General features: G+C 62.2%; 8 protein-coding genes. 6 read left to right on the top strand and 2 right to left on the bottom strand.

The genetic code is table 11. The features are described 5' to 3' along the window. The first annotated feature begins 3 nt into the window (after nt 1-3). The 3 genes from NKH52_RS10740 to bglA all read left to right on the top strand — a co-directional run bounded on the left by NKH52_RS10740 (nt 4) and on the right by bglA (nt 5,315). Nucleotides 4-1,632 carry an alpha-D-glucose phosphate-specific phosphoglucomutase gene (locus NKH52_RS10740; protein ID WP_352730762.1) on the top strand — a complete coding sequence of 543 codons (1,629 nt, stop codon included), beginning with the start codon at nt 4-6 and terminating at the stop codon, nt 1,630-1,632. 67 nt (nt 1,633-1,699) lie between these two features. Then, the gene (gene glgX / locus NKH52_RS10735; protein ID WP_352730760.1) at nt 1,700-3,703 is read left to right on the top strand and encodes a glycogen debranching protein GlgX; all 2,004 of its coding nucleotides are present in this window, start codon (nt 1,700-1,702) and stop codon (nt 3,701-3,703) included. Continuing rightward, complete coding sequence (gene bglA / locus NKH52_RS10730; RefSeq protein ID WP_352730758.1) at nt 3,690-5,315, top strand: beta-galactosidase BglA; 1,626 nt, start codon at nt 3,690-3,692, stop codon at nt 5,313-5,315. The genes glgX and bglA overlap by 14 nt, the downstream gene beginning before the upstream one ends. A 13-nt stretch (nt 5,316-5,328) precedes the next feature. Here the strand turns inward: bglA and NKH52_RS10725 are convergent, their stop codons facing one another. Together NKH52_RS10725 and NKH52_RS10720 are read right to left on the bottom strand one after the other, a co-directional pair. Further along, nucleotides 5,329-7,083 (bottom strand): TadG family pilus assembly protein, encoded by a 1,755-nt coding sequence (locus NKH52_RS10725; protein ID WP_352730756.1) that lies wholly within the window; start codon nt 7,081-7,083, stop codon nt 5,329-5,331. Continuing rightward, nucleotides 7,084-7,539, bottom strand: coding sequence for a TadE/TadG family type IV pilus assembly protein (locus NKH52_RS10720; protein ID WP_352730754.1), 456 nt, complete (start codon nt 7,537-7,539; stop codon nt 7,084-7,086). Nucleotides 7,540-7,908: 369 nt separating this feature from the next. Here NKH52_RS10720 and NKH52_RS10715 point away from each other — a divergent pair, with 369 nt between their 5' ends. The 3 genes from NKH52_RS10715 to NKH52_RS10705 all read left to right on the top strand — a co-directional run bounded on the left by NKH52_RS10715 (nt 7,909) and on the right by NKH52_RS10705 (nt 11,706). Then, entirely contained in the window at nt 7,909-9,501 is a 1,593-nt protein-coding gene (locus NKH52_RS10715) for a peptide ABC transporter substrate-binding protein (RefSeq protein ID WP_352730752.1), read from the top strand. A 164-nt stretch (nt 9,502-9,665) separates the two neighbouring features. Next, entirely contained in the window at nt 9,666-10,589 is a 924-nt protein-coding gene (locus tag NKH52_RS10710; RefSeq protein ID WP_352730750.1) for an ABC transporter permease subunit, read from the top strand. Then, nucleotides 10,582-11,706 (top strand): ABC transporter permease, encoded by a 1,125-nt coding sequence (locus NKH52_RS10705; RefSeq protein ID WP_352730748.1) that lies wholly within the window; start codon nt 10,582-10,584, stop codon nt 11,704-11,706. Before NKH52_RS10710 ends, NKH52_RS10705 begins: the two co-directional genes overlap by 8 nt.

The raw sequence follows: 11,706 nt of genomic DNA, 5'->3' as shown, positions 1-11,706 counted from the left end.
AGCATGATACGCACCGTCCCCACCAAGCCTTATTCCGACCAGAAGCCCGGCACGTCGGGCCTGCGCAAGAAGGTGCCTGTCTTTCGGCAGGAGCACTATGCCGAGAATTTCATCCAGTCGATCTTCGACGCGCTCGACGGTTTCAAGGGCAAGACCCTGGTGATCGGCGGCGATGGCCGCTTTTACAACCGCGAGGTCATCCAGAAGGCCATCGCCATGGCCGCCGCCAACGGCTTCGGCAAGGTGATGGTCGGGCAGGGCGGCATCCTGTCGACGCCGGCCGCCTCGCATGTCATCCGCAAATACAAGACCTTTGGCGGCATCATCCTGTCGGCCAGCCACAATCCGGGCGGCCCGCATGAGGATTTCGGCATCAAGTACAATGCCGGCAATGGCGGCCCGGCGCCGGAAAAGCTGACCGACGCGATCTTCGAAAAGACCAAGGCGATTTCGAGCTTCAAGATCGCCGACATCGATCCGATCGACATCGACACAACAGGCACGGTCAAGGCCGCCGGCATGACGGTCGAGATCATCGATCCGGTCACGGACTATGCCGAACTGATGGAAAGCCTGTTCGATTTCGATGCCCTGCGCAAACTGTTCAAATCCGGCTTCCGCATGCGCTTCGACGCCATGCACGCGGTGACCGGTCCCTACGCCAAGGAGATCCTGGAGAACCGGCTTGGCGCGCCCAATGGCACCTGCCGCAATTTCAAGCCGCTGCCGGATTTCGGCGGCCATCACCCGGACCCGAACCTCGTCCATGCCAAGCACCTCTACGACGAGATGATGGGGCCGGACGCGCCGGATTTCGGCGCCGCTTCCGATGGCGACGGTGACCGCAATCTGATCATCGGCAAGGGCATTTTCGTCACCCCGTCGGATTCGATCGCCATGCTCGCCGCCAATGCGCGCCTGGCGCCCGGCTACAAGGCTGGTTTGAAAGGCATCGCCCGCTCGATGCCGACCAGCGGCGCCGCCGACCGCGTCGCCGAAAAACTCGGCATAGGCATTTATGAGACGCCGACCGGCTGGAAGTTCTTCGGCAACCTGCTCGATGCCGACTTGGCGACGATCTGCGGCGAGGAGAGTGCCGGCACCGGCTCCAACCATGTCCGCGAAAAGGACGGCCTGTGGGCGGTGCTCTTGTGGCTCAACGTCCTTGCCGCGCGCGGCGAAAGCTGCAAGCAGATCGTCACCGAGCACTGGGCGACCTACGGGCGCAATTATTATTCGCGGCATGACTATGAGGAGGTCGAGAGCGACCGGGCGAACGCGCTGGTCGACGAGTTGCGTACCAAGCTCGCTTCGCTGCCTGGCACCAGCGTGCGCGGCATGAAAATCGCCAGCGCCGACGATTTTGCCTATCACGATCCCGTCGACGGTTCGATCAGCGAGCATCAGGGTATCAGGGTGCTGTTTGAAGGTGGTTCGCGGGTGGTCTTTCGGCTGTCCGGCACCGGCACGTCAGGTGCCACGCTGCGCGTCTACATCGAACGCTACGAGCCGGACAAATCGAGACACGATCTCGACACCCAGGCCGCCCTTGCCGATCTGATTGCCGCAGCCGATGATATTGCCCGGATTCACAGCCATACCGGCCGCGCCGAGCCAAGTGTGATTACTTGAGGGTGGCGGATAGCCTGCGTCGCAGGGCCTTCCCTTCTCCCCTTGTGGGAGAAGGTGAGGCGCGCCCATGACCCAGCTCGGCGCCACCGTCACCCGCGAAGGCATCCGCTTTGCCGCTTGGTCGGAGGCCGCCCGCCGGCTTTGGGTCTCGATTTTCGACGAGCAGGGCAACCGGGAGATCGAACGGCTCGAACTGCAGCCGGAAGGTGAGGGCGTCCATGCGCTGTTCGTTGCGGGCCTTGGCCAGGGCATCCGCTACGGCTTTCGCGCCGATGGCGACTACGCGCCGGAACGCGGACTGTGGTTCGATCCCGCCAAGCTCCTGACCGATCCTTATGCCGTCGAGATCGACAGGTCCTATGTCTATGACCGGCGGCTGGCCCAGCGCCGGGGCGAGGGCGCCGATACCGCACCGCTGATGCCGAAGGCGATTGCCGCTGCGCTGCCGAAGCCGGTGCAGGCTGCCCCGCTGCTATTCCAGCCGGGCGGCCTTATTTACGAAGTGCCGGTGCGCGCCTTCACCATGCTGCATCCGGACATTCCCGAAAAATTGCGCGGAACAGTCGCCGCACTTGCTCACCCGGCGGTTATCGAGCATCTGAAAAAACTGGGGGTTGGCGCGGTGGAACTGATGCCGGTGACCGCGTCGATCGACGAGCGGCATTTACCGCCGCTTGGGCTGCGCAACGCGTGGGGCTACAATCCCGTGACGTTCATGGCCCTCGATCCGCGCCTGGCGCCTGGCGGCATCATGGAATTGCGAAACACGGTCGCTGTGCTGCGCCAGGCTGGTATCGGCGTCATCCTCGACCTCGTCTTCAACCACACCGGCGAGAGCGACAGGCTCGGCCCCACGCTGTCGCTGCGCGGCTTCGACAACCAGGCCTACTACCGGCACACATCAGACGGCAGGCTGGCCAATGACACCGGGACCGGCAACACGGTCGCTTGCGACCATCCTGTGGTCCAGGAAATGGTCCTCGACACGCTTCGCCATTTCGTCAGGGATGCCGGTGTCGATGGCTTCCGCTTCGACCTCGCTCCCATTCTGGGGCGGGTCGAGGGCACATTCGATGCCGAGGCGCCGTTGCTGACAGCGATGCGCGACGACCCGCTGCTGGCCGATCGCGTGTTGATCGCCGAGCCGTGGGACATCGGGCCCGACGGCTATCAGCTCGGCAGTTTTCCAGCGCCCTTCCTCGAATGGAACGACAAGTATCGCGACGATGTCAGACGCTTCTGGCGCGGCGACGCCGGCATGGTCGGCGCCCTGGCGACCCGGCTCGCCGGTTCGTCCGATGTGTTTGCCGCGAACGGGCAAGGCGCCAGCCGCACGGTCAATTTCATCGCCGCGCATGACGGCATGACGCTCACCGATATCGTGCGCTACGAACGCAAGCACAACGAAGCCAATGGCGAGCAGAACCGCGACGGCCACAATGAAAACCTGTCCTGGAACAACGGCGTCGAAGGGGATGCGGACGATCCGGCCATATGGGAGGCTCGCCAGAATGATCAGCGCGCCCTGCTCGCCACGCTGTTTGCCTCACGCGGCACCATCATGCTGACCGCGGGCGACGAGTTCGGCCGCACCCAGCAAGGCAACAACAATGCCTATGCGCAGGACAACGAGATCACCTGGCTGGACTGGGCCGGCCGCGACCAGGCGCTGGAGCGCTACACGGCGGAACTCTCGAGGCTGCGCCGGTCGATGCCGGCGCTCTTCGATACAAGCTTCCTAACTGGCCAGCCGCAGGCAGGTTCGGGGACGCCGGACGTCGCATGGCTGACCGAAACGGGCACGCCGCTCGATGGACAAAGCTGGCAAGATCCGCAGCGGCACCGTCTTGTCATGATCCTGGGTGGCGTCAGCCGCCTTGCCGTCATCATCAACGGCGATCGCCGGGCCTGCATGTTCACCTTGCCTGAGCGAGACGGATTCTTCTGGGCTCCAGCCATCAAAGCGCCGGATGCGGCGGACAGCTCGCGACCGATATCGGGACGGGCGGTGATCTTCATGATCGAACGAGCGCAAGCCGGCACAGGGGAAAAGCGCAATGGCGGCAGGTGACAGGACCGGATGGTGGCGCGGCTGCGTCATCTACCAGGTCTATCCGCGCTCCTTCCAGGACACGACCGGCGATGGCAGCGGCGATCTCGCCGGTATCACGTCGAGGCTCGCCCATATCGCCTCGCTTGGTGTCGACGCCGTCTGGCTGTCGCCCTTCTTCAAGTCGCCGATGGCCGATATGGGCTACGACGTGTCGGACTATTGCGATGTCGACCCGATGTTCGGCACGCTCGAGGATTTCGATGCGCTGGTCGCCGAGGCGCATCGCCTCGGCCTGAAGATCATCATCGACCAGGTGCTGTCGCATTCGTCCGACAAGCACGACTGGTTTGTCGAAAGCCGCGCCAGCCGCGATAACCCCAAGTCGGATTGGTATGTCTGGGCCGATACCAAGCCCGATGGCGGGGCGCCTAACAACTGGCTCTCTGTCTTCGGTGGCCCGGCCTGGGAATGGGATTCGACCCGCCGGCAGTATTACATGCACAATTTCCTTGCCTCGCAGCCCGACCTGAATTTCCATAACCCGGAGGTCCAGGACGCGCTTCTCGACACGGTGCGGTTCTGGCTGGAGCGCGGCGTCGACGGCTTCCGGCTCGATACGGTCAATTACTATGTCCACGACCGCTGGCTGCGCAGCAATCCGCCGCTGGCGTCGAGCGTCGCCGGCACCAACGGCGAGACCAACACCTACCTCTACCAGGAGCATCTGTTCGACAAGACGCAGCCGGAAAACCTGGCGTTCCTGCGCCGCTTCAGGGCGCTGCTCGATGAATATGACGACCGCGCCGCGGTCGGCGAAATCGGCGATGAAGGCCGCTCGCTGCAGACGCTCGCCGCCTACACCTCAGGCGGCGACAAGCTGCATATGTGTTACACCTTCGACCTGCTCGGTCCGCAGTTCTCGGCCGCGCATGTGCGCGGCTGCGTCGAAGCCTTCGAAGCGGCGGTGTCCGACGGCTGGGTCTGCTGGGCGTTCTCCAACCATGACGTGGTGCGCCATGTCAGCCGCTGGACAAGGCCGGGCAGCGATCCCGACGCGGTCGCAAGATTCTCGATCATGCTGTTGTCCTGCCTGCGCGGTTCGATCTGCCTCTATGAGGGCGAGGAGCTGGGCCTGGAGGAGGCGGAGCTGGCCTATGAGGATCTGCGCGATCCCGTCGGCATCCGCTTCTGGCCAGGCGTCAAGGGCAGGGATGGGTGTCGCACGCCAATGGTCTGGGAGGCCGGCGCCGACAATGCAGGCTTCTCCACGGCCAGGCCGTGGCTGCCGATACCGGCCAGCCATCGCGCCGGCGCGGTCGACGTTCAGAATGCCGATGCGACCTCGGTGCTGAAGTCCTATCGGGCCGCGCTGGTGTTGCGCAGGGAGCATGAGGCGCTGGTATCAGGCTCGATCCGCTTTCTTGACGCTGAGGGTGACGTGCTCGCATTCGTCCGCGAAGGCGGCGGTGAAAGATTGCTCTGTGTCTTCAATTTCGCTGGGGAGCCGGCCAATTGGCCGTTGCCGCAAGACTTAGGAGCGGTTTCGGAACTTGACGGCGATGCCTCGCTCACCAGCGAGGTCGAGCTTTTGCTGCCGGGACTTGGATGCTTCCTCGGTAGGCTCCACTGATGCCTCGACTGCTCTACTGCACCAGCACGGAGCGTCCACAAGTCGCACCGGTGACCCGGACATCCGCCTCGCCGAGACGCACACCAAGGGTTCCAAGCAGGTTGGCAAGCAACGTATCGATCGGGGCCGCCACGCTGTTCAGAAGTGCCACCACCGGCGGCTTCACAAATCCCAGAAGGGCGTCCAGATTCAGCGGCAGGCCGAGTAAATTCGCCGTCAGCGACAGATCGCTGACCAGCGACGTAGTCAGCGATTGGGTAAAATTTTGCGTGTAAGCGGTCCTTATCGTCTTGGCATCGATGTCGGCCTTGTTGAAAGTCAACGTCGTCGCGGTGTTGTTGGCCATGTTAAACGCCGCTGAGCCCACTACGGACACCACGGGGATGAGCAGAAGTTTCACGGCCGCGATTTCGGTGTTGGAAAACGACTCCTTATTGGTGAAATCGGCAAAGCCGGCGCTGCTGCTGTCACCGAGATGTCCTTCGACGATACCGGGACGTGTAGCGATGGTGACCTTGATACTGTCCGGGCCTGTTTGACAACTTATGTCGGTGAGCTTGGCCTCGGCATAGGCGACTTCGACATGCAGAGGCAGGCTGACCGACACCAGGGTGATACCGCCTCCGATATTGCTGTTGCCGGCTCCGATCTTCACCACCAGCTTGATGCGCGTTTGCGCGGTGCGCACCACGGTGCCGGCTTCTCCAACCGCCAGCCATGGCGAGGATTGCGGCGGTTCGCCGATGGCGATGGCGAGCGTGGTCGACAGCACCCCTGGAATGGTGGCCCCGAGCGCGACGTCGACCTGCTTCGAACCGTTTGCCAGTCCGGCGGCGGCCGTCAGCATGCCCAAGGCGCTTGCGTCGACGCCAAGGCCGGCCGGCTTTTGGCCGAGGCCCAACTTGCCGACGGAGCCGAGATCGACCAGATGGCTGAGCGGGATCTGGACCGTGCTGGTCGACTTGGACGCGATCGTCTGCAGGGCGACCTTGGCCGTGTTGCCAAGCCCAGGCACATTGGCCATAGCCGTGGCGATCTGACCGACGGTCGCCTTCGATGCCAGCACATCCGAATACGACACGCCGGTCAGGTTCAGCTGTGTGGCAAGGCCGTCCACGAAGGAGAGCACGCTCACATCCGCGGAGATCAGCGCGTTGTAGTCCATGACGCTGAGCGAAATGTTGCTGCCGAGAAGCCCGCCGAGAAGCGCGTTGAGGATACCGCCATCGAGGCTGGCGAGCCTCGATCCGACCGAGAACGTCGCCTGCGGCGTCATGCTGGCGGTGGCTTGGGTGCCGATGACTGGAGTGGGGATCAGCGAACTCGCGAAATAGCGGGCAGGGATCTTCTTCAGGGTGACACGGACGGCATTGTAGGGTGTTATGCTGGCCTGGAAACGCTGGCCCACATTGGCGCCGGATGCCACATATCGCCCGGGCGTGACCGTCACGACGGTTTTGCCGGCCGCCGGCTCGATTGTCTGTCCCGAGCTTTGAACGACAACGCCTGGCATGCCGTTGTCGGTCAGCGTGGTGACAACCGCGGTGTCGACATTGGTCATGTTCGAGGCGGCGGTGATCGCCGCCAGGTCCACCATTGCCTGCGCCTCGCGGCGCTCGGTGTAGATCGAAGCTTCGTCGATGGCCACCGCGGCAAGCGCCAGCGCCACCGGCGCGCTCAATGCCGCCATGACGGTGAAGTTCGCTTTCCTGTCACTCAGCATCAACCGGGCAAGCCGACCGATCCCATTGCACGCATGCAGTAGCATTTAAATGCCCCCGACCCTGATCGTTGACTGGCGCTTGATCGTGGTCCCGGGCATGGCTATGCCCGGGAAAAGGTTCCAGATCGGCAGGTTGCGGGCGTCGTACTGGATGGACACCACGAACTGGCTTCCATCGGCCGTGCTGTCGTTGGCCTGGTAGGTCAACTTGCTGACATCCACGAAGGGATATCCGCCGGCATTGTTGGTGACGAAGCTGGCTACGAGCGTCTGGCGTTCGGTCTGGTTCAACCCGGCAATCGCCGTGCGGGCTGCATCCGCCGCTATCTGCTGGATCGAGTTGGCGGCGCCGAAATATATACCATATGCAACCATGCCGAGTAGAAGAAGAATGAAGATCGGCGAGAGTAAGGCAAACTCAACCGCGGAAGTTCCACGTTCCTCTTGAAATTTTCGCACCAATTGAGAAATTTTGGGCAATTTACTTGTTCCGTTGCTCATAGCCGCCACGCGTCTGAGGATCGAACTGTATAGAAGGCAATCATAATGTAACCTGTGGTTGCTTAAGAACGCATTAAGACATTCCGGCAAACTGGCGTGGCTCCGATTCGCGGTGAAAAATGGCGTCGAGGTGAAGAAACCAAGTCAAGCTTTTGGTTTCGGCTGGTGTTTCAGCGGCCACGCCATAGCTTTCGTCCGCCTTACTTTGGGTGACCCAGAGAGTCTGTTGAAATAAAAATTCTCCGCGTTAGTGTCTGGGCACGAGCCGCAGGACGGGAACCAGCGGCGCGCTCAAAGGGGTCAGATATCGGCTCCAGGGCGTCAACACTTAATAGGCGCGCCAACGGCAGCGCCGACAGGGAGAACTTCATGCTGAAAAACATGCTGAAGGCGACGGTGTTCGCCACGACCATGGCTTTGGCGGCCGGCACGTTCTACACACCGGCTTTCGCCGAGACAGTCTATAACAGAGGCAGCGCCGCCGAAGCGGAGACGGTCGATCCGCACAAGACCTCGACCGTCTACGAAGCCGACATCATACGCGACCTGTTCCAGGGCCTGGTCATGCATGACCAGAAGACGAACCTCATTCCGGGCGCGGCCGAAAGCTGGACAGTGTCCGACGACGGCACTGTCTACACCTTCAAGCTGCGCAAGGATGGCCTCTGGTCGGATAGCAGCCCGGTGACGGCGGACGACTTCGTCTATTCGTTTCGTCGGCTGGAAGACCCGGCCACCGCTGCCGAATACGCCTCGATGCTGTACCCGGTGAAGGGTGCGGAGGACGTCAACACCAAGAAGGGCAAGCCGGAGGATATGGGTGTCAAAGCGATTGATGCAAATACCCTCGAAGTCACGCTGAAGGCGCCGACGCCTTACTTCCTGGAGATGCTGACCCATCAGGCCACCTATCCGGTCAACAAGGCTTCGATCGACAAGCTCGGCGCCGACTGGATCAAGGCGGGTAATCTCGTTTCGAACGGCGCCTATACGCTGGCCGAGTGGATTCCCAACGACCACATGAAGCTGGTCAAGAATCCGAAATTCTGGGACGCCGCGACCGTCAAGATGGACGTCGTCAACTATATCCCGACCGAAGACCGCTCATCGGCGATGAAGCGCTTCGAGGCCGGCGAACTCGACAGCTACGGCGACCTGCCGACCGAACAGCTCGCTGACCTCAAGACCAAGTTCGGCGACCAGGTCCGCGTCGGACCTTATCTCGGCACCTACTATTACGCGATCAAGACCGACAAGGCGCCGTGGGACAATGTCGAGCTGCGCAATGCCATCTCGATGGCGATCGACCGTGACTTCCTTGCGGAGAAAGTCTGGCAGAACTCGATGCTGCCTGGCTATTCGATGGTGCCTCCGGGCATCGCGGGCTACACGCCGGCAATGGCCAAATACGCCGACATGCCGCAGATCGACCGCGAGGACGCCGCCAAGAAGATCCTCGAGAAACTCGGCTATACGCCGGAGCATCCGCTGAAGATGGAGATCCGCTACAACACCTCGGAAAACCACAAGAACACCGCGGTTGCCATCCAGGAACAGCTGAAGCCGCTCGGCGTCGACATCACGCTGCTCAACACCGATACCAAGACCCACTATTCCTTCCTTGAGCAGAAGGGCAACTACGACGTGGCGCGTGCCGCCTGGATCGCCGACTACAAGGATCCCGAGACCTTCCTCGGCATCACACGCAAGGCTAGTGGCAACAACTATTCGAGCTATGTCAGCCCGGCCTATGAAGCGGCCATGGACAAGGCTGCGGCCGCCGGCGGCAAGCCGGAAGAGCGCATGAAGGACCTCACTGAGGCCGAGCGCATCCTTGTCGATGACGTCGGCAACATTCCGCTTCTCTACTACAGCTTCCACGATATCGTTTCCTCAAAGCTGCATGGCTTCGATGACAATGTGATGGACATCCATCCGTCCCGCTTCATCAGCAAGGACTGATCCTTAGCCGGGCCGCCGCGCAACTCAAGGCGCGGCGGCGCTGGTTTGCCATCGCATCGGCCCGGGAACCGGAATCGATTTTCGGCATGTCGGTGCGAAGATTTGAAGGCTAGAGCGCAACCGTCCGGCCGGACGCGCGTTGCTCTGGATCAAGCGGGGCACCGATGCTGCGATACGTATTACGGCGGCTTCTGACCGCCATCCCAACGCTGTTCGTCATCGTGACCATGGCGTTTTTCCTGATGCGCATCGCGCCAGGCGGCCCATTCAACCAGGAGCGGGGGCTGAGCCCTGAGATCAAGGCCAATCTCGAAGCCCAGTTCGGCCTTGACGACCCGCTGTGGCTGCAATTCGTCCACTACCTCGGCAATCTGCTGCGCGGCAATTTCGGCCCGAGCTACAACATGCCGGATTTCACCGTCACCGAACTGTTCGCCAAGGGCCTGCCCATTTCGGTCCAGCTCGGTGCTTCGGCGCTCGTCCTGGCGCTTCTGCTCGGTTCCGTACTTGGCACCATTGCCGCGCTCAACCAGAACAAGCTTGGCGACTATACGGTGATTGCGCTGGCGACCGCCGGCAGCACCATCCCCACCTTCGTCATCGCGCCGGTGATCCAGCTCCTGTTCGGGTTGACCTGGAAGCTGTTGCCGATCGGTGGATGGGGCGATGGCGCTTTCGTCAACAAGGTCGGCCCGGCGCTGACGCTCGCTCTGCCGCAGATCGCCATCGTCGCCCGGCTGATGCGTGGCTCAATGATCGAATCCTTGCGATCCCATCATATCCGCACAGCACGCGCGCTCGGCCTCTCCGACTGGTCGGTGGTGGTCAAGCACGCGCTGCGCGGCGCCATCCTGCCGATCGTCTCCTTCACCGGACCGGCGGCCGCGGCTTTGCTGACCGGCTCGGTCATTGTCGAGACGATCTTCTCCATTCCAGGCGTTGGCCGCTATTTCGTCGATGCCGCGCTCAATCGTGACTACACGCTGGTGATGGGAACGGTGGTGGTGATCGCCATCTTTACCATTGTCTTCAACCTGATCGTCGACGTCATGTACGCGGTCGTCGATCCGAGGGTGCGCTATGACTGACATCGCAGCCACAGCCGCCCCCGCCGTCATCGGCCGTTCACTCTGGGGGGATGCCTGGGCGCGTCTCAAGGCCAATCGCGCCGCCATGTTCAGCCTGTACTACCTCGCTTTGATCGGTGTCGTCAGCGTGTTCGGGCCGTGGTTCGTGCCACATCAATACACTACCATCTATGCCGACTATGTGCGCATGCCGCCAAGCCTGTCAGCCTATCCGAAGGCCGACATGATCGAGACGGCGCTTGCCGAAGCGATCAAGCGCATGCGGGTCGACATCAAGGAGTGGCGGCAGGAAGGCAACCAGGTCTTCGTCACCGTCAAGTCGACCAGGCCGATCGACGATCGCAACATCCGTTATCTCGACCGTTCCGATGCCTTTGACGGCACCAAGATCGAGAGCAAGTCGCCCGACGGTCTCGAAGTGACAATGAGCGCCTCGATCAAGCAGCAGTATTTCCTGTTCGGCACGGACAACACCGGCCGGGACCTGTTGTCGCGCACGCTGATGGCCGGGCGCATATCGCTGGCCATCGGCCTGCTCGCTGGTGTCGTGGCGGTGGTCATCGGCGTGGTCTACGGGGCCGCTGCCGGCTTTGCCGGCGGCAAAATCGACGAGGTGATGATGCGCATCGTCGACGTGCTCTATTCCTTGCCCTTCATCTTCTTCGTCATCATGCTGGTGGTGTTCTTCGGCCGCAACTTCGTGCTGATGTTCCTGGCGGTCGGCGCCGTGCTGTGGCTCGACATGGCGCGCATCGTGCGCGGCCAGGCGCTGTCGATCCGCCGGCAGGAATATGTCCAGGCGGCGGAAGCCATGGGTGTCGGCCAGCGCGGTATCCTGCTGCGCCACGTCATTCCCAATCTGCTCGGCCCGGTGGTCATCTACATGACGCTGCTGGTGCCGCAGGTCATCATCCTGGAGAGTTTCCTGTCATTCCTGGGGCTCGGCGTGCAGGAGCCGATGACCAGCTGGGGCGTGCTGATCTCGGTCGGCGCCAAGAACATCGGCACCGCCAACTGGCTGCTCCTGTTCCCCGCCTTCTTCCTCGTCTCGACGCTGTTCGCGCTGAATTTCGTCGGCGACGGCCTGCGCGACGCACTCGACCCAAGGGATCGCTAA

Source organism: Mesorhizobium sp. M1066 (genome assembly GCF_040318635.1).
GTDB lineage: Bacteria > Pseudomonadota > Alphaproteobacteria > Rhizobiales > Rhizobiaceae > Mesorhizobium.
Note: the sequence above shows the minus strand (reverse complement) of the source record. Positions and strands in the feature narration are given on the sequence as shown.